This window comes from Kocuria sp. KKT182 (assembly GCF_055635395.1).
In genome coordinates this window covers 1,137,508-1,158,132 of the sequence record NZ_CM145757.1, presented here as the reverse complement: position 1 = coordinate 1,158,132, position 20,625 = coordinate 1,137,508, and the positions used below count along the sequence as shown (strand labels likewise).

Annotated in this window: 17 protein-coding genes and 1 tRNA gene; 16 read left to right on the top strand and 2 right to left on the bottom strand. The window is 74.0% G+C overall.

What is annotated here, in order from left to right; translation table 11 throughout:
• Nucleotides 1-102 precede the first annotated feature (102 nt).
• From ACZ2G1_RS05315 to ACZ2G1_RS05295, 5 genes are all read left to right on the top strand, one after another.
• Nucleotides 103-1,107 carry an ABC transporter substrate-binding protein gene (locus tag ACZ2G1_RS05315; protein ID WP_017834403.1) on the top strand — a complete coding sequence of 335 codons (1,005 nt, stop codon included), beginning with the start codon at nt 103-105 and terminating at the stop codon, nt 1,105-1,107.
• Nucleotides 1,108-1,258: 151 nt separating this feature from the next.
• On the top strand, nt 1,259-2,197 hold the full coding sequence (locus tag ACZ2G1_RS05310) for an ABC transporter permease (RefSeq protein WP_031283500.1): 939 nt from the start codon (nt 1,259-1,261) through the stop codon (nt 2,195-2,197).
• A gap of 3 nt (nt 2,198-2,200) precedes the next feature.
• Nucleotides 2,201-3,028 (top strand): ABC transporter ATP-binding protein, encoded by an 828-nt coding sequence (locus ACZ2G1_RS05305; protein ID WP_017834405.1) that lies wholly within the window; start codon nt 2,201-2,203, stop codon nt 3,026-3,028.
• A gap of 141 nt (nt 3,029-3,169) precedes the next feature.
• Entirely contained in the window at nt 3,170-3,541 is a 372-nt protein-coding gene (locus ACZ2G1_RS05300; protein WP_017834406.1) for a hypothetical protein, read from the top strand.
• Between the two features lie 58 nt (nt 3,542-3,599).
• The gene (locus ACZ2G1_RS05295) at nt 3,600-4,976 is read left to right on the top strand and encodes an APC family permease (RefSeq protein ID WP_017834407.1); all 1,377 of its coding nucleotides are present in this window, start codon (nt 3,600-3,602) and stop codon (nt 4,974-4,976) included.
• 61 nt (nt 4,977-5,037) lie between these two features.
• Here ACZ2G1_RS05295 and ACZ2G1_RS05290 read toward each other — a convergent pair.
• Nucleotides 5,038-5,113: transfer RNA gene (locus ACZ2G1_RS05290), tRNA-Arg, on the bottom strand.
• Nucleotides 5,114-5,218: 105 nt separating this feature from the next.
• On the opposite strand from ACZ2G1_RS05290, the gene argS reads away from it, so the two are divergent.
• The 9 genes from argS to ACZ2G1_RS05245 all read left to right on the top strand — a co-directional run bounded on the left by argS (nt 5,219) and on the right by ACZ2G1_RS05245 (nt 17,567).
• Nucleotides 5,219-6,889: an arginine--tRNA ligase gene (gene argS / locus ACZ2G1_RS05285; protein ID WP_272026222.1), complete on the top strand. Its 1,671-nt coding sequence runs from the start codon at nt 5,219-5,221 to the stop codon at nt 6,887-6,889.
• A gap of 4 nt (nt 6,890-6,893) precedes the next feature.
• Nucleotides 6,894-8,342 (top strand): diaminopimelate decarboxylase, encoded by a 1,449-nt coding sequence (gene lysA / locus ACZ2G1_RS05280; RefSeq protein ID WP_017834409.1) that lies wholly within the window; start codon nt 6,894-6,896, stop codon nt 8,340-8,342.
• Nucleotides 8,343-9,665 carry a homoserine dehydrogenase gene (locus tag ACZ2G1_RS05275; RefSeq protein WP_017834410.1) on the top strand — a complete coding sequence of 441 codons (1,323 nt, stop codon included), beginning with the start codon at nt 8,343-8,345 and terminating at the stop codon, nt 9,663-9,665.
• 136 nt (nt 9,666-9,801) lie between these two features.
• Complete coding sequence (thrC, locus tag ACZ2G1_RS05270; protein WP_017834411.1) at nt 9,802-10,911, top strand: threonine synthase; 1,110 nt, start codon at nt 9,802-9,804, stop codon at nt 10,909-10,911.
• Between the two features lie 6 nt (nt 10,912-10,917).
• Entirely contained in the window at nt 10,918-11,868 is a 951-nt protein-coding gene (gene thrB, locus ACZ2G1_RS05265) for a homoserine kinase (RefSeq protein ID WP_017834412.1), read from the top strand.
• Between the two features lie 325 nt (nt 11,869-12,193).
• Nucleotides 12,194-14,404 (top strand): transcription termination factor Rho, encoded by a 2,211-nt coding sequence (rho, locus tag ACZ2G1_RS05260; protein ID WP_115162831.1) that lies wholly within the window; start codon nt 12,194-12,196, stop codon nt 14,402-14,404.
• 108 nt (nt 14,405-14,512) lie between these two features.
• Nucleotides 14,513-15,595, top strand: coding sequence for a peptide chain release factor 1 (gene prfA, locus ACZ2G1_RS05255; RefSeq protein ID WP_017834414.1), 1,083 nt, complete (start codon nt 14,513-14,515; stop codon nt 15,593-15,595).
• A gap of 14 nt (nt 15,596-15,609) precedes the next feature.
• Nucleotides 15,610-16,509 carry a peptide chain release factor N(5)-glutamine methyltransferase gene (prmC, locus tag ACZ2G1_RS05250; protein ID WP_470377559.1) on the top strand — a complete coding sequence of 300 codons (900 nt, stop codon included), beginning with the start codon at nt 15,610-15,612 and terminating at the stop codon, nt 16,507-16,509.
• The gene (locus ACZ2G1_RS05245) at nt 16,506-17,567 is read left to right on the top strand and encodes an L-threonylcarbamoyladenylate synthase (protein ID WP_470377558.1); all 1,062 of its coding nucleotides are present in this window, start codon (nt 16,506-16,508) and stop codon (nt 17,565-17,567) included. The genes prmC and ACZ2G1_RS05245 overlap by 4 nt, the downstream gene beginning before the upstream one ends.
• 38 nt (nt 17,568-17,605) lie before the next feature.
• Here ACZ2G1_RS05245 and ACZ2G1_RS05240 read toward each other — a convergent pair whose 3' ends face one another.
• Nucleotides 17,606-18,577 carry an NAD-dependent epimerase/dehydratase family protein gene (locus ACZ2G1_RS05240; protein ID WP_031283606.1) on the bottom strand — a complete coding sequence of 324 codons (972 nt, stop codon included), beginning with the start codon at nt 18,575-18,577 and terminating at the stop codon, nt 17,606-17,608.
• 238 nt (nt 18,578-18,815) lie between these two features.
• Between ACZ2G1_RS05240 and ACZ2G1_RS05235 the strand changes: the two genes are divergently transcribed.
• Nucleotides 18,816-19,733: a glycosyltransferase gene (locus tag ACZ2G1_RS05235; RefSeq protein WP_095651708.1), complete on the top strand. Its 918-nt coding sequence runs from the start codon at nt 18,816-18,818 to the stop codon at nt 19,731-19,733.
• Nucleotides 19,734-19,737: 4 nt separating this feature from the next.
• Nucleotides 19,738-20,577: a glycosyltransferase gene (locus ACZ2G1_RS05230; RefSeq protein WP_470377557.1), complete on the top strand. Its 840-nt coding sequence runs from the start codon at nt 19,738-19,740 to the stop codon at nt 20,575-20,577.
• Nucleotides 20,578-20,625 lie beyond the last annotated feature (48 nt).

The following is a 20,625-nucleotide window of genomic DNA, read 5'->3' as shown; positions in this document are numbered from 1 at the left end:
CGCCGTCGGAGCCGTTATGTCACCACTTGTGAGCTGCCTCTCATTTTGTGACCGAACGGAAGGTAATATCGCTGACACCACTCGTTCCCGAAAGGACCCACCATGAAGCGACTGTTCCCGATGACGGCGGCCCTCGCCTCCACCGCCCTGCTGCTCACGGCCTGCGGCGGCTCCGACACCGAGCCCGCCGGCGGCGGGGGCGGCGGCGAGGCCGCCGAGGAGGCCACCGTCGGGATCAGCCAGTTCGTGGAGCACCCCTCGCTCGACTCCGCCCGGGAGGGCTTCCTCGCCGCGCTCGAGGAGGGCGGCTACACGGAGGGGGAGAACCTCACCGTCGACCTCCAGAACGCCTCCGGGGACCAGGGCACCTCCACCAGCATCGCCTCCAACATGGCGTCCTCGGACGCGGACCTCGTCCTGGCGATCGCGACGCCGTCCGCCCAGGGCCTGGCCCAGTCGGTCACCGACCGCCCGGTGCTGTTCACGGCCGTCACCGACCCGGTCGAGGCCGGGCTGGTCGACTCCCTCGAGAGCCCCGGCGGCAACGTCACCGGTACCACCGACATGAACCCGGTCGCCGAGCAGATCGCGCTGATCAAGCAGCTCGACCCGGCGGCGGAGTCCGTGGGCATCATCTACAGCTCGGGCGAGACCAACTCCCAGGTCCAGGTGGACCTCGCGAAGGAGGCCGCCGCGGAGGAGGGGCTGGAGGTCGTCGAGAAGTCGGTGACCAACACCTCCGAGGTGGCCCAGGCCGCCGAGTCCCTGGACACCGACGCCATCTACGTGCCCACCGACAACAAGGTGGTCTCCGGCCTCGAGGCCGTGATCTCCGCCGCCGAGTCCAAGAAGATCCCCCTCATCGCCGGCGAGGGCGACTCCGTGGAGCGCGGCGCCCTCATCACCCAGGGCCTGGACTACGAGCAGCTCGGCCGCCAGACCGGCGAGATGGCCGTGCGCATCCTCAAGGAGGGCGGGGACCCCGCCTCCATGCCCGTCGAGTCCCAGGAGGACACGCAGCTGATCATCAACCTGCAGGCCGCCGAGCGGATGGGCGTGGAGGTCCCCCAGGAGCTCCAGGACTCCGCCGACCAGGTCATCGAGTAGTCCCGGGCGGCCGGGACGGCGCCGGCGTCCGGAGACCCCGGACGCCGGCCCGCCCGGCCCCCGCCCCCGCGGCACCCCTCCGACGGAGGACGCGCCCGCCCGATCGGCGGACGGCCCCCGTCTCCCACCAACCAGAACGGATCCAGCAGAAGTGATAGCCGGTATCGAACTCGGACTGCTCTACGCGGTCATGGCGCTGGGCGTCTACCTCACGTTCCGGGTGCTCGACTTCCCCGACCTGACGGTCGACCAGTCCTTCACCACGGGCGCCGCCACCACGGCGATGATCATCCTCGGCGGCGGCAGCCCCTGGCTCGCCACCGCCGCCGGTTTCCTGACCGGTGCGCTCGCCGGGCTCATCACGGGCCTGCTCCACACCAAGGCCCACATCAACGGGCTGCTCGCGGGCATCCTCACCATGACCGCGCTCTACTCCATCAACCTGCGCGTCATGGACGGGCGCGCGAACCTGTCGCTGCTGCGCGAGGACACGGTCTTCACCCCGCTGGCCGAGATGGGCGTGCAGGGGACGTGGATCGGCATCGCCCTGTTCCTGCTCGGGGTGGCCGTGGTCAAGGTCCTCCTCGACTGGTTCCTCTACACGGACGCCGGCCTCGCCATGCAGGCCACCGGCGACAACCCGGAGATGATCCGCTCCTTCGGCGTGAACACGGACCACCAGAAGATGCTGGGCCTGTGCCTGTCCAACGGGCTCGTGGGCCTCGCCGGGTCCCTCGTGGCCCAGTACCAGGGCTTCGCCGACATCGGCATGGGCATCGGCCTCATCGTCGTCGGCCTCGCCTCCGTGATCCTCGGCCAGGGGCTCTTCGGCTCGCGCACGGTGGTGATGGCGACCCTCGCCGTCGTCCTCGGCTCGGTCGTCTACCGTCTGGTCATCACCGTGGCCCTGCAGGCGGGCCTCAACCCGTCCGACATGAAGCTGATCTCCGCGGTCCTCGTGGTGGCCGCGCTCGTGGTGCCCCAGCTGCAGTTCTTCCGGCGCCGCAGGGAGCGGCACCTGGCGAGCGAGGCGGCGCGGCTCGTCGACGACCTCACCGACACCCCCGCGACCACGAAGGCAGGTGCCTGAGCCGTGCTCACCATCGACAACGTCCACAAGACGTTCTTCGCAGGGACCGTCAACGAGCGGCGCGCCCTCGCCGGAGTCTCGCTGACCCTGGCGGAGGGCGACTTCCTCACCGTCATCGGCTCCAACGGCGCCGGCAAGTCGACGATCCTCAACGCCATCTCGGGGAGCCTGATCCCGGACACCGGCACGGTGCGGGTCGACGACACCGACGTCACCCGGCTGCCCGAGCACAAGCGCGCCCGGTACCTGTCCCGCGTGTTCCAGGACCCCATGAAGGGCTCCTCGCCCACCATGACGGTCGAGCAGAACATGGCGATCGCGTACCAGCGGGGCAAGTCCCGCGGGCTCGCCCCGGGGCTCACCAGCGCCCGCCGCCAGCTCTTCCGCGACAAGCTGGCCAGCCTCGAGCTGGGCCTGGAGAACCGGCTGGGCGCCAAGGTGGGGCTGCTCTCCGGCGGCCAGCGGCAGGCGCTGTCCCTGCTCATGGCGACGTTCTCCGAGCCGCGCATCCTGCTCCTCGACGAGCACACGGCGGCCCTCGACCCGCAGCGCGCGGACCTCGTGTCCCGGCTCACCGCGGACATCGTGGCCGAGCAGCACCTCACCACGGTGATGGTCACGCACAACATGGACCAGGCCCTGCGCCTGGGCAACCGGCTCATCATGATGCACGAGGGCCGGATCCTCTTCGAGCTCGACGCCGCGCAGAAGCAGTCGATGACGGTGCCCGGACTGCTCGAGCAGTTCCGCCGGCTGCAGCCCGGGGCGGGGCAGGAGGCGTTCGACGACGCTACGCTGTTCGAGAGCGTCAAGACCGAGGACGGTTCCTGACCGGACGGCACCGGCCGCCGGTCCACGACCGGCGCGGACGAGGACGGGGCGGGCCGGGCACGGCCCGCCCCGTCGCGCGTCGCCGGGCGGTCCGCCCGGCAGAGCCCAGCAGCACGTCCAGAAGGCCAGGAGAGCAGCCCCGTGAGCCAGACCCCCGACCCGCACCACGCCCGCCGACGCACCGGAGGGTGGCTGCTGGCCGTGGGCGTGGTGGCCCTGTTCGTCTCCACGTTCACCGTGCCCGAGGCCATCCACCACCTGGCGCGCGTCTCGGCGGAGGACGGGACGGGCCTGAGCGGGCGCGCGGTGGTGGTCGTCGTGGTGGGCGCCGTGACCCTGCTCGGCGGAGGGGCCCTGGCGATCGCCGGGTTCAACTGGCGCCGCTCGGCGGGGGAGGGTCCCAGCCAGGAGGACCGGCTGCTCGACGAACAGTTCGGCGACGGGCCCGTGCGCCCCTACGACCCGGACGAGTTCCGCGGCCCGGGGCGCCGGGACCCCGGCGCCCGCGACTGACGGGCCCACGACCGGGGCCCCGGCCTCCTGCGCCGGGCGGTCGGCCTAGACTCGTCCCATGCTCAATCAGCCTGCTGACGGTCCGGGCCTCAAGAAGCACATCACCGGGCCCCTCCTGTTCCTGTTCATCCTCGGAGACGTCCTCGGCGCCGGGGTCTACGCCCTCGTGGGCATCATCGCGGGGGAGGTGGGCGGCGTCACCTGGGCGCCGATGCTCGTGGCGCTGCTGCTGGCCCTGCTGACGGCCGCGTCCTATGCCGAGCTCGTCACCAAGTACCCGCGGGCGGGCGGGGCGGCGGTCTTCGCCCACCGCGCCTTCCGCGTCCCGATCGTGCCCTACCTCGTGGGCTTCTGCATGCTCACCGCCGGCGTGGTCAGCGCGTCCGCGCTGGCCCTGGCCTTCAGCGGGGACTATCTCGCGGTCTTCGTGGACGTGCCCCCGGCTGCCGGGGCCATCGTGTTCCTCGTCGCCATCGCCCTGCTCAACGCGCGCGGGATCAAGGAGTCGCTGCGCGCCAACGTCGTCATGACGGCGCTCGAGGTCTCGGGGCTGGTCCTGGTCGTCGTGGCCGTCGCCGTGATGCTCGGCGGCGGGGGCGGCGACGTCGGGCGCGCGGTGCGCTTCGGCGAGGACGTCGACCCGCTGCTGGGCGTGCTGGGCGCCGCACTGCTCGCGTACTACTCCTTCGTGGGCTTCGAGACCTCGGCCAACATGGCCGAGGAGGTCCGCGACGTGTCGCGGGTCTACCCCCGGGCCCTGTTCGGGTCCCTCCTGGTGGCCGGGGCGATGTACGTGCTGGTCGGCACGGCGGCGTCGGTGGCCCTGCCGGCCGACCGGCTGGAGTCCTCGAGCGCCCCGCTGCTGGACGTGGTGACGGCCACCGGGGTCCCGGTGCCCGGCTGGCTGTTCAGCCTCCTCGCCCTGGTCGCGGTGGCCAACGGGGCCCTGCTGACCATGATCATGGCCAGCCGCCTCACCTACGGCATGGCCGTGCAGGGACTCTTCCCCGCCGTGCTGGGCCGGGTCCTGCCGGGCCGCGGCACCCCGTGGGTGGCCATCGTCGTCACGACCCTCGCCGCGCTGGCGCTGACCCTCACCGGTGGGGTGGCCGTGCTGGCGGAGACGGTGGTGCTGCTGCTGCTCATCGTCTTCATCAGCACGAACGTCGCCGTCCTCGTGCTGCGCCGGGAGGCGGTCGAGCACCGGCACTTCCGTGCCTGGACGCCCCTGCCGGTGCTCGCCGTCCTGTCCTGCCTCGTGCTGCTGACCCAGCTGGAGGCCGGGGTGTGGGCACGCGGTGGGATCGTCCTCGCCGTGGGCGTGCTGCTCTACGCCGTCGCCCGGGTCCGCGGCGGGCAGCCTGTCCGGTACCGGCGGGCCGAGGAGGCGGGGGACCGGGGCGCCGGCACCGGCCGACCCGCGGAGCGCCGCTGACCGGCCCGGGCCGGGCACGACGAAGGCCCCGGACCGAGTGGTCCGGGGCCTTCGTCCCGAGTGGTGCCCGCGGTAGGATTCGAACCTACGGCCTTCTGCTCCGGAGGCAGACGCTCTATCCCCTGAGCTACGCGGGCCTTTCACCGCCGCAGCGATGAACCTCGACGATACTAGCAGGTTTCGCGGGGTGCTCGTGGACCACCCGGCGCGGGCGCTCCACGGCGCCCGGTTACACTGGTCCGGTGACTCCAGAACAACTTTCTCTCGCCGTATCCGCATGCCTGCAGGACGCCGTGGCCCGGGGCGACCTCGCCCTCGCCGACGGCGCTCCGCTGCCGGAGGTGCGGATCGAGCGACCGAAGAACCGGGAGCACGGGGACTGGGCGACCAACGTCGCCATGCAGCTGGCCAAGAAGGTGGGGCGCGCCCCGCGCGACGTCGCCGCCGTGGTCCGTGACCGCCTCCAGGGCACCGCGGGCGTGGCCGCCGTGGACGTCGCCGGGCCGGGCTTCCTCAACATCACCCTGGACGCCGCCGCCGCCGGGGAGATCGCCCGCACCGTCGTGGAGCAGGGCGAGGCCTTCGGCCGGGCTCGGTCGCTGGCCGGGACGTCCGTCAACCTGGAGTTCGTCTCCGCGAACCCCACCGGCCCCGTCCACCTGGGCGGCACCCGCTGGGCCGCGGTCGGCGACTCCCTCGCCCGCGTGCTCGAGGCGCAGGGCGCGGACGTGGTGCGCGAGTACTACTTCAACGACGCCGGCGCGCAGATCGACCGCTTCGCCCGCTCCCTGCTGGCCCGCGCCCAGGGCGAGCCCGCCCCCGAGGACGGCTACGGCGGGGAGTACATCACCGACATCGCCGCGCGCATCGTCGCCGAGAACCCCGGCGTCCTCGACTCCGGGGACCCCCAGGAGGCGTTCCGCGCCGCGGGCGTCGAGCTGATGTTCGCCGAGATCAAGTCCTCGCTGCACGACTTCGGCGTGGACTTCGACGTGTACTTCCACGAGCAGTCCCTGTTCGACCAGGGCGCCGTGGAGAAGCTCCTCGAGCAGCTCAAGACCTCCGGCGCCCTCTACTTCGCGGACGGCGCCTGGTGGCTGCGCTCGAGCGCCTACGGCGACGACAAGGACCGGGTGGTCATCAAGTCCGACGGCCAGGCCGCCTACATCGCCGGGGACATCGCCTACTTCAAGGACAAGCGGGACCGCGGCGCGGACCTGTGCATCTACATGCTCGGCGCCGACCACCACGGCTACGTGGCCCGGCTCAAGGCCGCCGCCGCCGCCCTGGGCGACGCCCCGGACCGGGTCGAGGTCCTCATCGGCCAGATGGTCAACCTCGTCAAGGACGGGGTGCCCGTGCGGATGTCCAAGCGCGCCGGCAACGTGGTGACCATGGAGGACCTCGTGGAGGCCGTCGGCGTCGACGCCGCCCGGTACTCGCTGACCCGTTTCTCCGTGGACTCCAACATCGACATCGACCTGGGCCTGCTGACCCGGCGCTCCAACGAGAACCCGGTGTTCTACGTCCAGTACGCCCACGCCCGCACGTGCGCGGTGGGGCGCAACGCCGAGGCGGCGGGGGTCGCCCGCACGGACGAGCGGGGGGAGGCCGTGTTCGACGCCTCGCTGCTCGACCACCCGATGGAGGGGGAGCTGCTGGCCGCCCTCGGCCAGTACCCGTCGGTGCTCGCCCAGGCCGCCGAGTTCCGCGAGCCGCACCGCGTGGCGCGCCACCTCGAGGTGCTCGCCGGGACCTACCACCGCTGGTACGACGCGTGCCGCGTGGCGCCGCAGGGCGACGACGAGGTCACCGACCTGCACCGCACCCGCCTGTGGCTCAACGACGCCGCACGCCAGGTCCTGGCCAACGGCCTGGGCGTGCTCGGCGTGTCCGCGCCGGAGAGGATGTGATCGCATGACCGCCGACCCGACCACCCGCACCGGGGGCTCCCCCCTGGCACCGGCCTGGCTCAGCGTCCCCGAGGACCTCGACGCCCTCGACCCCGTCATCTGGCCCGAGGCGTTCCGCCGCGGCGAGGACGGCGTGCTGGCCGTCTCGGGGATCCCCGTCCCGGAGCTCGCCGAGCGCTACGGCACTCCCTCCTACGTCTACTCCGAGGACACCTTCCGGGCGCGCGCCCGCGAGTTCCGCGCCGCCTTCACCGAGGCGTTCGCGCGGATCGGGGCCGAGGTCTCCGTCTACTACGCCGGCAAGTCCTTCCTGACCACCGAGGTGGTGCGCTGGCTGCGCGAGGAGGGCCTCAACGTGGACACCGCCTCGGGCGGGGAGCTGGCCGTCGCCCTGCGCGGCGGCATGGAGCCCGCCCGGATCGCCCTGCACGGGAACAACAAGTCCGCCGCCGAGATCACCCGCGCCCTCGACCACGGCCTCGGCCGGATCGTCGTGGACTCCCTCGCCGAGATCGAGCTCGTGGCCCACCTGGCGCGCACCCTCGGCGTCGTCGCCCCCGTCCTGATCCGGGTCACCCCCGGCGTGCACGCGTCCACGCACGAGTTCATCGCCACCGCCCACGAGGACCAGAAGTTCGGCCTGTCCCTCGCCCCGCCCGAGGGCGGGGGGGACAGCCCCGCGATGCAGGCCGTCGCCGCGTGCGTCCTGGAGCCCGAGCTCGACCTGCGCGGGATCCACTGCCACATCGGCTCCCAGATCTTCGACGCCGACGGCTTCGGGATGGCCGCGGAGCGGGTGCTCGCCTTCATGGCCGCCGCCGACGAGCGCTTCGGCCTGACCCTCCCGGAGCTCGACCTCGGCGGCGGCTACGGCATCGCCTACACCGAGGCCGACACCCCCCGCCCGGCCCGCGAGATCGCCGAGGCCCTCGCGGACCAGGTGGCCACCACGGCCCGGTCCCTGCGGATGGCGGTCCCGCACCTGTCCATCGAGCCCGGCCGCGCGATCTCCGGGCCGGCCGCGTGCACCCTCTACACCGTGGGCACCCTGAAGACCGTCACCGCGGAGTCCGGCGCGCAGCGCCGGTACGTCTCCGTGGACGGCGGGATGAGCGACAACGCCCGGCCTGTGCTCTACGGGGCCGACTACACGGCCGTGCTCGCGAACCGCCGCGCCGAGGGGGCCCCCGTGCTCTCCCGGGTGGTGGGCAAGCACTGCGAGTCCGGGGACATCGTGGTCCGGGACGTCTACCTGCCCGAGGACCTCGCCCCCGGGGACGTCCTGGCCGTGCCCGCCACCGGCGCCTACTGCTGGGCCCTGTCCAGCAACTACAACTGGATCGCCCGCCCGCCGGTCGTCGCCGTGCGCGCCGCCGGCGACCGGCCGGAGGCCCGGCTCATCGTGCGGGGCGAGACCGAAGAAGACCTGTTCGCCCGCGACCTGGGAGCCTGATTGACCGCCTCGACCCCTGAGACCACCCGCCCGCCCTCGACCGTGAAGGTCGCCCTGCTCGGTGCCGGCAACGTCGGCGCCGAGGTGGCCCGGACCCTGCTCGACCACGGCCCCGAGTTCGCCGCCCGCGTGGGCGCGCCCGTGGAGCTCATCGGCATCGCCGTGCGCGACCTCGCCGCCCGGCGGACGGTCGAGCTGCCCGAGGAGCTGCTCACGACCGACGCCGAGGCCCTCGTCGACGCCGCGGACGTGGTCATCGAGCTGACCGGCGGCATCGAGCCGGCCCGCAGCCGCATCCTGCGGGCCCTGCACGCCGGCAAGCCGGTGATCTCGGGCAACAAGGCCCTCATCGCCCGGCACGGCCGCCAGCTCCAGGACGCGGCCGACGCCGCCGGCGTGCCCCTGTCCTACGAGGCCGCCGTGGCCGGGGCGATCCCCATCGTGCGCCCCATGCAGGACTCCCTCGCGGGGGACCGGGTGGACCGCGTGCTGGGCATCATGAACGGCACCACGAACTACATCCTCGACCAGATGGACACCACCGGCGCGCAGTTCCACGACGCGCTCGCCGAGGCGCAGGAGCTCGGCTACGCCGAGGCGGACCCCACCGCCGACGTGGAGGGCCACGACGCCGCGGCGAAGGCCGCGATCCTCGCGTCCCTGGCCTTCCACTCGACCTTCACCATCGACGACGTGTACTGCCGCGGCATCACCGGGGTCACCGCCGCGGACGTCGCCGCCGCCCGCGAGGCCGGCTACGTCATCAAGCTCCTGGCGGTGTGCGAGCGCTGCCCGGGCGGGGTGAACCTGCGGGTCACCCCGACCATGATCCCGCGGGAGCACCCGCTGGCCGGCGTGCACGGCGCCTACAACGCCGTGTTCGTCGAGGCCGCGAACGCCGGGTCCCTCATGTTCTACGGCGCAGGCGCCGGCGGCGCCGCCACCGCCTCGGCCGTGCTGGGCGACTTCGTCTCGGCCGCGCGCCGGCTCGTGCTCGGCGGCCCGGCCCAGGGCGCGGACCCCCACGCCCAGCTCGCCGCCGCGCCGATGGACGACGTCCGCACGAGCTTCTCGATCACCCTGACCGTCCAGGACCGGCTCGGCGTCCTGGCGCGGATCGCCCAGGTCTTCGCCGACCACGGCGTGTCGATCTTCACGATGCAGCAGACGGACCACCCGCACGGCGACCCGCAGCTCTCGGAGATCCGGCTCGTGACCCACCGGGGCGCGAACAAGGACCTCGTGGCCACGGTGGACGCCCTGCGCGAGCTGCCCTTCGTCGAGGAGGTCGCCGGCGTGATCCGTGTGGAGCACGCCGACTGATCCGCCCCGCGGTGCCGCCTGCGGGCGGCACCGCACCCGGAGGGGGTGCCGCCGCACGCCCCCCGCGAACACCCCGCACGAGCCCCCCGCACGAGCACCCCCCGCACCACCGAGTCCACAGGAAGAGATCCAGCACATGGCACACGTCTGGCAGGGCGTCATCAACGAGTACCGGGACCGGCTGCCGGTCTCCGGCTCCACCGAGGTCATCACGATGGGGGAGGGCGGTACGCCGCTGATCCGGGCGCGCGCCCTCTCGGAGCTCACCGGCAACACCGTCTGGCTGAAGTTCGAGGGCATGAACCCGACCGGCTCGTTCAAGGACCGGGGCATGACCATGGCGATCACGAAGGCCAAGGAGGAGGGCGCCGAGGCCGTCGTGTGCGCCTCGACCGGCAACACCTCCGCCTCCGCGGCGGCCTACGCCAAGCAGGCCGGGCTCACGTGCGCGGTGCTCGTGCCGGAGGGGCGGATCGCCATGGGCAAGCTCTCGCAGGCCGTGGCGCACGGCGCGGACATCATCCAGGTGGACGGCAACTTCGACAACTGCCTCGAGGTGGCCCGCAAGCTCTCCGAGTCCTACCCCGTGTTCCTCGTCAACTCCGTGAACCCGTACCGGATCGAGGGCCAGAAGACCGGGGCGTTCGAGGTGGTCGACACCCTCGGCGACGCCCCGGACCTGCACATCCTGCCGGTCGGCAACGCCGGCAACATCACCGCGTACTGGAAGGGCTACCAGGAGTACGCCCGGCCCTACGCCTCCGCCACGGCGGGGGAGCTGCCGGCCGTCTCGACGAAGCTGCCCGTGATGTGGGGCTTCCAGGCCGAGGGCGCGGCCCCGCTGGTCCTCGGCCACCCCGTCACGGAGCCCGAGACCATCGCGACCGCCATCCGGATCGGCAACCCCGCCTCCTGGGACTCGGCGATCGCCGCCCGCGACGAGTCCGGCGGGCTCATCGGCTCCGTCTCGGACGACGAGATCCTGACCGCCCACCGGTGGCTCTCGGCCAAGGAGGGCGTGTTCGTCGAGCCGGGCTCCGCCGCGGGCGTGGCCGGCCTGCTCCAGAAGCACGCCGCGGGGGAGGCCCCCACGGGGCAGACGGTGGTCATCACCGTGACCGGCCACGGTCTCAAGGACCCGCAGTGGGCGATCAAGGCCGCCGAGCGGGAGGACCCCTCGCTGGCCGAGCCCACGCGCGTGCCCTTCGACGTGGTCGCCGTCGCCGCCGCGCTGGGCCTGGAGTAGTCCCGGATGTTCGAGATCGGCCAGCGGGTGGCGGTGAGCGTCCCCGGCTCCACCGGCAACGTGGGCCCGGGCTACGACAGCCTGGGCCTGGCCCTGGGCCACTACGACGACCTCGCCGTCACCGTGACCGGCGGCGGCCTGGAGTTCGAGCTGCACGGGGAGGGCTCCGCGTCCGTGCCCCGGTCCGCGGAGCACCTGGTGGTCCGCGCCATGCGGGCCGCCTTCCGGGCCGCGGGCGTCGAGGAGCTGCCGGGGCTGCGGCTCGAGGCGACCAACCGGATCCCGCACGGCCGCGGGATGGGCTCGAGCGCCTCGGCCGTGGTGGCCGGCGTGCTCGCGGCGAACGCGCTGCTGCCCGCGGAGCGCGCCCTCGACGACCGGCGCCTGCTCCAGGTCGCCGCCGCGATGGAGGGCCATCCGGACAACGTGGCCCCGTCCCTCCTCGGGGGGCTCGTGATCTCGTGGACCGACGCGGACGGCTACCGCAGCGCCCCCGTGACCGTCCACGAGGACGTCGTGCCGGTGGTGGCGATCCCCGACTTCGAGGTCCCCACCCGCCTCGCCCGCTCCCTGCTGCCCGCGACCGTCCCGCACCACGACGCCGCGGTCAACGCCGGGCGGACGGCCCTGCTCGTCGAGGCCCTGACGCGGCGACCCGAGCTGCTGCTGCCCGCCACCGAGGACCGGCTGCACCAGCCGTACCGGGCCTCGGCCATGCCCCCCAGCGCCCGGCTGATGGCCGCGCTGCGGGCCCGCGGGCTGCCGGCCATGATCTCCGGGGCCGGGCCGACCGTCCTGGTCCTCGCCGGGGACCGGGACCAGGCGCAGGAGACGGAGCGGGCCCTCGCGGAGCTCGTCGCCCCCGGGGCCGATTCCGTCTCCTGGCGTGTCCTCCGTCTGCGCGTCGACGGTCAGGGTGCTAAGCTGGAGAGGCACCCGCAGCAGATCCAGGGGTAGGAGACCGCGCCCGGCGCGGCGAGGACAGCGGGCATCATGAGGGGCAGCGCCCCGGTCGGATGCCCCGGGGTCCTCGGCTCCACCGCCTCAGATCCTCCGGTGATCCCCCGCCGGCATCGGCTTCTTCGATGCCGTCGGCGCCCCGGCCCGCCCCGACACGGACCGGAGCGCACCATGATCTCCGGGTGACACCTTGTTCGCCCAGGCTGCCGCGCCCTGAAGTGCGCCCCGCCGCAGGCGGCCCGCGATCGCGGCCCGCCGGGAACCATCCACGGTCCTGGACTCTGAGATCCATGGGCCCCCCACCGAGGGAGAAGGACACTTCGTGACCGAGACCACCGACCTTTCCACGGGTACGGAAGAGACCACCACCAGCGACCCCCGGAACGCGGGACTGTCCGCGCTCAAGCTGGCCCAGCTGCAGGCGCTCGCCTCCCAGCTCGGGATCACCGGCGCCCGCCGGATGCGCAAGAGCCTGCTGGTCGACGCGATCGCCGCCCACCAGCGCGGCGGCGCCGTCGCCGACCGGGACCAGGCCGTCGAGCAGAAGATCGCGCAGACGGTCGAGAAGACCGCCGACGGCGGCGCCGACCAGGGCACCGCCCCGGCCGCCGCCACGACCGGCGAGGACTCCTCCGCCGCGCAGGGCGCCGACGGCGGCCAGCCGCAGCGGCGCTCGCGCTCCCGCCGCGCCACGAGCACCGGTGTGGTGTCCGTCCCCGTGCAGCAGGGCTCCGAGCAGCAGGACGCCGCCCAGCAGGGCGCGGCGCAGGGCGCCACCGAGCAGCAGCCGGCCGACCAGCCCGCTCCCGCCGAGGACTCCTCCGGCGCCGAGGGCGAGGGCGGCCGCAACCGCAACCGCAGCCGCCGCAACCGCAACCGCGACGACAACGGCCAGGGCAACGGCGGCCAGGACTCCGGGCAGGAGACCGACGAGGCGCGCTCCTCGGCCGAGGGCCGGGACGACGACCAGTCGAAGCAGGACCGGAGCCGCAACCAGAACCGCGGCCAGGACAACCGGGGCCAGGACAACCGCCAGGACAAGGGCGGCCAGGACCGGGGCGACGGCCGAGGCCGGCGCGACGGCCGGTCCGAGGGCGGGAAGTCCCAGGACGGCAAGGGCCAGGACAACCGCCAGGACAGCCGCCAGGACAAGGGCGGCCAGGACAACCGGCAGGACAAGGGCGGTCAGGACAACCGGGGTCAGGACAACCGCCAGGACGACGGCGGCAGCCGCCGCAGCCGCCGCAACCGCAACCGCAACGACCGCGACCGGGACCGCAGCGACCGCAACGACCGCGCCGAGCGCAACGAGCGGCGCAACCGCCGCGGGCGCAGCACCGGCCCCGAGGTCGACGACACGGAGTTCACCGAGGACGACGTCCTGCTGCCCGTCGCCGGCATCCTGGACGTGCTCGACAACTACGCGTTCGTGCGCACCTCCGGCTACCTCCCCGGCCCGAACGACGTCTACGTCAGCCTCGCCCAGGTCAAGAAGCACAACCTGCGCAAGGGCGACGCCGTGGTCGGCGCCATCCGCGCCCCCCGCGACGGCGAGCAGCAGAACGCCACGCGGCAGAAGTTCAACGCGCTGGTCCAGCTCACCACGGTCAACGGCAAGAAGACCGAGGAGAACAAGGACCGCGTGGACTTCGGGAAGCTGATCCCGCTGTACCCGCAGGAGCGCCTGCGCCTCGAGACGGAGCCCAAGAAGATCGGGCCCCGCGTCGTCGACCTCGTCGCCCCCATCGGCAAGGGCCAGCGCGGGCTGATCGTCTCCCCGCCGAAGGCCGGCAAGACGCTGATGCTGCAGGCGATCGCCAACGCGATCACCACGAACAACCCCGAGGTCCACCTCATGATGGTGCTCGTCGACGAGCGCCCCGAGGAGGTCACGGACATGCAGCGCACGGTCAAGGGCGAGGTCATCGCCTCGACCTTCGACCGCCCGGCGGACGACCACACCACGGTCGCCGAGCTCGCGATCGAGCGCGCCAAGCGGCTCGTGGAGATGGGCATGGACGTGGTGGTCCTCCTGGACTCCATGACCCGCCTGGGCCGTGCCTACAACCTCTCGGCCCCCGCCTCCGGCCGCATCCTCTCCGGCGGCGTGGACTCCGCGGCGCTGTACCCGCCGAAGAAGTTCTTCGGGGCGGCCCGCAACATCGAGAACGGCGGCTCGCTCACGATCCTCGCGACCGCCCTCGTGGAGACCGGGTCCAAGATGGACGAGGTCATCTTCGAGGAGTTCAAGGGCACCGGCAACATGGAGCTGCGCCTGTCCCGCTCGCTCGCGGACAAGCGGATCTACCCGGCCGTGGACGTCAACTCCTCGGGCACCCGCCGCGAGGAGAACCTCCTCTCCCCGGACGAGATCAAGATCATGTGGAAGCTGCGCCGCGTCCTTTCCGGGCTCGACCAGCAGCAGGCCCTCGAGCTGCTCACGAACAAGCTGCGGGACACCCAGTCCAACACCGAGTTCCTGCTCCAGGTGCAGAAGACCACGCTGTCGGCCCGCGCCGAGAGCGACCGCTAGCACGCCCCCGCCGCCGCGGCCCCGACCGGTTCGACCGGACGGGGCCGCGGCGGCGTCGTCGTGCCCACCACCGCCCGACCCTCTCCGCCGCCTCCGAAGGAGCGCCCCATGCCGGATCCCATCCAGTCCCTGCTCGACGAGCACGCCGAGCTGCAGCGCCAGCTCGCCGACCCCGCCGTGCACGCGGAGCAGGGCAGGGCGCGCAAGCTCGGGCGCCGCTACGCCGAGCTCAACGGCATCGTCGAGGCCCACCACCGGGTGCACCGCCTCGAGGAGGACCTGGGGGCGGCGCGCGAGCTCGCCGCCGAGGAGCCCGAGTTCGCGGAGGAGATCCCGGCCCTCGAGGAGCAGCTCGCGGCGGCCCGCGAGAAGCTGCGCCGGCTGCTCGTCCCGCGCGACCCCGACGACGGGCGCAACGTGATCCTCGAGGTCAAGGCGGGGGAGGGCGGCGACGAGTCCGCGCTCTTCGCCGGGGACCTGCTGCGCATGTACCTCAAGTACGCGGAGTCCCGCGGCTGGAAGACCGAGTTCATCTCGACCAACGACTCCGACCTGGGCGGCTACAAGGACGTGCAGATCGCGATCAAGTCGAACGCCACGGACCCCGCCGAGGGCGTGTGGGCGCGGCTGAAGTACGAGGGCGGGGTGCACCGCGTCCAGCGCGTGCCCGTCACCGAGTCGCAGGGCCGGATCCACACCTCCGCCGCGGCGGTGCTCGTCTTCCCGGAGGTCGACGAGCCCGAGGAGGTCGAGATCAGCCAGAACGACCTGAAGATCGACGTCTACCGCTCCTCGGGGCCCGGCGGCCAGTCCGTGAACACCACGGACTCCGCGGTCCGCATCACCCACCTGCCCACCGGCATCGTGGTGGCGATGCAGAACGAGAAGTCGCAGCTGCAGAACCGCGAGGCCGCGATGCGGGTGCTGCGCGCCCGCATCCTGGCCCACCAGCAGGAGCAGATCGACGCGGACAACGCCGCGCAGCGCCGCTCCCAGGTCCGGACCATGGACCGGTCGGAGCGGATCCGCACCTACAACTTCCCCGAGAACCGGATCAACGACCACCGCACCGGGTACAAGGCGTACAACCTCGACCACGTCATGGCGGGGGACCTCGAGCCGGTCGTGCGCTCGGCCATCGAGATGGACGAGCAGGCCCAGCTCGAGGCCATCGGCCAGCAGGACGGCTGAGCGGGGGCCCCGGGATGACGAGGTCACTGGGCCAGGCGGTGCGCTGGGCGGAGCAGGTGCTCGCCGAGGCGGGGATCGACTCCGCGCGCACCGACGCGCTGCTGCTCGCCGGCCACCTCACCGGGCTGTCCCGGGGGGAGGTCGAGGCGCGAGCCATCATCGGCGGGGACGAGCCCGCGGGGTACGCGGAGCTCGTGGCCGAGCGCGCCCGCCGGATCCCGCTGCAGCACCTCACGGGCGTCGCCCACTTCCGCTACCTGACGCTGGCGGTCGGGCCCGGGGTGTTCGTGCCCCGGCCCGAGACGGAGACCGTGGTGCAGGCCGTGGTCGACGAGCTGCGCGAGCAGCTGGCCGCGGGCGTGCACCGCCCGCACGTGGTGGACCTGGGCACGGGCTCCGGGGCGATCGCCGCCTCGGTGGCCCACGAGGTGCCGCAGGCCCGCGTGCACGCCGTGGAGCTGTCCGGGACCGCCCACGCCTGGGCGGCCGAGAATCTGCGCGGGACGCGCGCGGAGCTCGTCCGGGGCGACCTGCGCACCGCGTTCCCGGACCTCGAGGGACGCTGCGACGTGGTGGTCTCCAATCCGCCGTACATCCCCGCGGACGCGGTCCCGCGCGAGCCGGAGGCCCGGGAGCACGACCCGGACCTCGCCCTGTACGGGGGCGGGGAGGACGGGCTCGAGCTCCCGCGGGCGGCCCTGGCCTCGGCCCTGCGGCTGCTGCGCCCCGGGGGGTTCTTCGTCATGGAGCACGCCGAGGTGCAGGCCCGCGCCGTGGCGCACGCCTTCCGCGCCGCGGGCCTCGAGGACGTCGAGGGCCACCAGGACCTGACGGGCCGGGACCGGGCCACGGCCGGCCGGACGCCCCTCCAGGGCCGCGCCCGCACGACCGGAATGGGAGAATGGACGCCGTGAACTCCACCGTCTACGACTGCAGCAGCATCGCCCAGCGCACCGCCGGGCTCAAGCACGCCGCGCGCGCCCTCGCGGCCGACGCGTGCGTGGTTCTGCCCACCGACACCGTCTACGGGATCGGGGCCAATGCGTTCTCCGCCCGGGGCGTCGCGACCCTGCTCGCCGCCAAGGGCCGGTCCCGGGCCATGCCCCCGCCCGTGCTCATCGCCCACGCCGGGGTGCTCGACGGCCTGGCCGACGAGGTGTCCGACGACGCCCGCGCGCTGTCCCGGGCCTTCTGGCCCGGCGGTCTGACCCTGATCTTCCACTCCCACCCCTCGCTGGGCTGGGACCTGGGGGAGACCCACGGGACCGTGGCCCTGCGGGTGCCCGACGACGAGCTCGCCCAGGCGCTGCTCATCGAGAGCGGCCCGCTGGCCGTGTCCTCGGCCAACCGCACCGGCCACCCGGCCGCCTCGACGGCCGGGGCCGCGGTGGACATGCTCGGGGACTCCGTGGAGCTCTACCTGGACGGCGGCCCGCGGCCGGTCGGCGGACCCGCCGACCGGGACCCGGTCCCTTCCACGATCGTGGACTGCACGGGGGAGACCCCGCTGCTGGTGCGCCACGGCACCGTGAGCCTGGCCCGGCTGCGCTCGGTGGTGCCCTCGGTGGTGCCGGCGGACGGCGACGAGGAGCTCGACAGCGCTCCCGCGCCGGGTGCGGGTCCCGCGGAGCCCGGCGCCGGCCGCCCGGCGGCCTCGGGATCGCACGCCGTGAGCGAGCCCGATCCGGAGGCCGTGCCGCCCGCGGCGGAGCCCGCCGACCCGGCGGAGCCCGCCGACCCGGCGGGCGCGGCCGCACCCGCGGACCGGCAGCTTCCGGCGCCCGGGCCGGCGCGGGCCGCGACGGCGCAGGGACTGGCCGCCGCGCTCGTGGCGCGCTCCGCGGCGGGCGCTCGCCCGGCCGTGGACCAGGACCGCACGCGCGTCCAGCGGCCCGGGGCGCCGGGGCAGCCGCGGCCGCTGCCGGTCGAGGAGGCCGCCCGGCTCGTGGCGCAGGGCAGCGGCGAGGCTTGAGCCCGTCCCGGGAGCGGCCCCGAGCAGCTCTGCGGGGCTCAGCCCCGGCCGGCGGCCAGGTGCGCCTGGCGCAGGACCTCGCTGATCCGCGGCTCGGGGACCGCGTCGTGCTCTTCCGCCCAGCCGCGCACCTGGCGCTGACCGAACCAGGTGACCTCGAGCCGGCGGAACACGCCGTGCCACCGGTGCCCGGCCAGGGCCGAGACCGCGAACCCGGCGTCCACGACGAGCCGGCACAGCAGCACGGGGAGGTGGCGCGGCTCCCGGCGGCCCGCGTCCCGCAGGATGGAGCCGGTCGTGGCGCCCTCCCAGGGCTGCAGCACGACCGGCGGCAGCGCCTCCCCGTGGCGTCCGACCCGGGAGACGAACTCGGCCAGGGCGTGCACGGACGTCACCGGGGTGGGCGCGCCGCCGTCGCCGGCCACCGAGCTCAGCGGTGAGGACGCGAAGCGGGCCAGCCGCGCGGTGGTGCGCCGGCCGGAGCCCTGCACCGAGGTCGCGCGCAGCACCGTGATCGCGGGTGCTCCGTCCTCGCCCGCCCAGTCGCGGCGCAGCTTCAGGAGCGCGCTCTCGCCGAGGGCCTTGGAGAAGGAGTAGGGGGAGAACGGCCGGACCGTGGGCGTCTCGTCGAGGACGTCGACGTCGCCCTGGACGGCCGCGGAGCTGACGTGCACGATCCGGCGCACGCTCGTGCGGCGCGCCGCGAGCGCCACGAGCACCGGCAGCAGCGCGTTCGCCCCCACGAGGGACTCCTCGTGCGTCTGGTCCGGGGCCGCCAGGCCCGCCGCGTTGACGACCACGTGGGCACCGGCGAAGGACTCGGCGAGGTAGTCGATGACGGACTCGAGCCGGCCGGCCTGCTGGAGCAGGTGGTGGACCGTGCGCGCCCCGGACCCCAGCCGCGGCGCGGAGACCGGGACCACCGTCTGGCCGTCCGCCTGCAGCCGGGCCACGGTCGCGGAACCCACGAACCCCGTCGCTCCCAGGACTGCCCACGTCGTCGATGTCACGGTGCTTCCTCTCTGCCGGTCGCTTCCGGTCGCCGTCGTCCGGGCCCGGATTCCTGCGCTCATCGTACAGACCGGCCCACCGCCGGGGCGGGGCGACGCGGCCCGCCGGCCCGGCCGTCCGGGCGCCGCTTGCTAGACTCGGCACGTTCCGGCGCCCGCCCGCGGCACCGTGCCGGACCCCGCACCCGTTCCCGCACTGCCCGTCACCGCACAGCCCGTCACCCCCTGGAGGAGCCGCATGCCGTCCGACCCCACGCCCACCCCCACGGTGGCGGTGGCCTGCGTGACCCAGGACCGGCACGAGGACGTCCTCGCGCTCGTCGCCGCGCTGCGGGAGCAGACGGTGCCCGTCGCCTCCCTGTGCCTCGTCGACGCGGGGCGCGAGGCGCTGCCGCGGGAGGTGCTCGAGGAGGCGATCGGCGGCCGGTTCGCGCTCGAGCTCGTGCGCTCCCTCGCCAACCTGGGCGGGGCCGGCGGGTTCTCCCTCGCGATCCTGACCGCGCTCGCCACCGGTGCCGACCGGGTGTGGCTCATGGACGACGACGCCCACCCGGAGGGCCCCGACTGCCTCGAGATCCTCCTGCAGGAGGCCGCGCGGCGGGAGCTGTCGGTCGTCTCCCCGCTCGTCGTGGCACCCCAGGACCACGGCGCGCTGGCCTTCTCCTACCGCCTCGAGGGGCGGATGACCCACTCCCGGGCGGACCTGGAGCCGCTCGGCTTCCTGCCCGGCTACGCCACCTTCTTCAACGGCGCCCTGATGGCCGAGCACGTCTTCTTCACGGTCGGGCTGCCGGACCTCAAGCTCTTCCTGCGCGGCGACGAGGTCGACTTCCTGGTGCGGCTGCGCCGCTCCGGGCTGCCCTTCGGCACCACCACCCGCACCGCCGTGGCGCACCCGCCGGGCTGGGACGAGGAGCACGTCGTGGTCCCCGGCCGGCTCAAGGTCGTGGTGCCCGGGACGGAGTTCAAGCGCGAGCACTTCTTCCGCAACCGGGGCTGGACCACGTGGCGGTACAAGCGGGTCGTCCAGCTCGGGGCCGACCTCGTCGGCTACCCCCTCTTCTACCTCCGCCGGCGGGACGTGCGCGGTCTCGCGTCCTGGGCGAGCCGCTACGCCGGCGGGATGCGCGGCCGCGGCTTCGGCGGGCCGCGGTGACCCCGTGAGCCCGCACCCCCCGCTCGAGTTCTCCGTGCTCATGCCCGTCTACCGCGCCGACACCGCGGAGCGGGTGCGCCGGGCGGCCGAGTCGGCCACCGTCGAGCAGCGGCGCCGGCCCGCCGAGCTCGTCGTCGTGCGGGACGGCCCCGTCCCCGCGGCGCTGGAGGCCGAGCTGGACCGCCTGGTGCGCGAGCTCCCCGTGCCGGTGGTGCGGGTCGACCTGGAGCGCAACGAGGGCCTCACCGCGGCGCTCACCGCCGGCCTGGACCGGTGCCGGCACGACGTGGTGGCCCGCGCCGACGCCGACGACGTCTCCTACCCCGGCCGCTTCGCGGTGCAGCTGCCCGTGATCGAGGCCGGGGCCGACCTGGTGGGCTCGTCGATGCACGAGATCGGCGACGACGAGCGGACCCCGATCGCCCTGCGCCGCGCACCGGTGGGGGAGCGGGACATCCTCTCCGTCTCCCGGCGCCGCAACCCCGTGAGCCACCCGACGGTGGTGTTCCGGCGCTCGGCGGTGCGGGCGGCCGGCGGCTACGAGCACGTGCCCCTGGCCGAGGACTACTGGCTGTGGGTGCGGATGCTGCGCGCGGGCGCCGACGTGCGCAACGTGGCCGAACCGCTGGTCGGCTACCGGGTCTCGGCGGGCTCCTACGAGCGGCGCGGCGGGTGGCGCGTGCTCCGCGCGGAGCTCGCCCTCCAGGCCCGCCTGCGCGGGATCGGCCACGTCGGGTTCCTACAATGGGTGCGCAACGTGGTGGTGCGCGGCGGCTACCGGTTCGTCCCCACCCGGCTCCGGGAGCTCGCCTACCGGGCCATGGTCGGCGCACCCCGTCCCTGACCGTCCCGCACCGGCACCCTCCCCGCCCGGCCCCCCGGCTCCGGCACC

Coding starts and splice junctions, on each gene's coding strand:
- thrC (WP_017834411.1), top strand. CDS start 9,802: ATGGCACACGTCTGGCAGGGCGTCATCAACGAGTACCGGGACCGGCTG.
- lysA (WP_017834409.1), top strand. CDS start 6,894: ATGACCGCCGACCCGACCACCCGCACCGGGGGCTCCCCCCTGGCACCG.
- prmC (WP_470377559.1), top strand. CDS start 15,610: ATGACGAGGTCACTGGGCCAGGCGGTGCGCTGGGCGGAGCAGGTGCTC.
- ACZ2G1_RS05315 (WP_017834403.1), top strand. CDS start 103: ATGAAGCGACTGTTCCCGATGACGGCGGCCCTCGCCTCCACCGCCCTG.
- ACZ2G1_RS05235 (WP_095651708.1), top strand. CDS start 18,816: ATGCCGTCCGACCCCACGCCCACCCCCACGGTGGCGGTGGCCTGCGTG.
- prfA (WP_017834414.1), top strand. CDS start 14,513: ATGCCGGATCCCATCCAGTCCCTGCTCGACGAGCACGCCGAGCTGCAG.
- thrB (WP_017834412.1), top strand. CDS start 10,918: ATGTTCGAGATCGGCCAGCGGGTGGCGGTGAGCGTCCCCGGCTCCACC.
- ACZ2G1_RS05295 (WP_017834407.1), top strand. CDS start 3,600: ATGCTCAATCAGCCTGCTGACGGTCCGGGCCTCAAGAAGCACATCACC.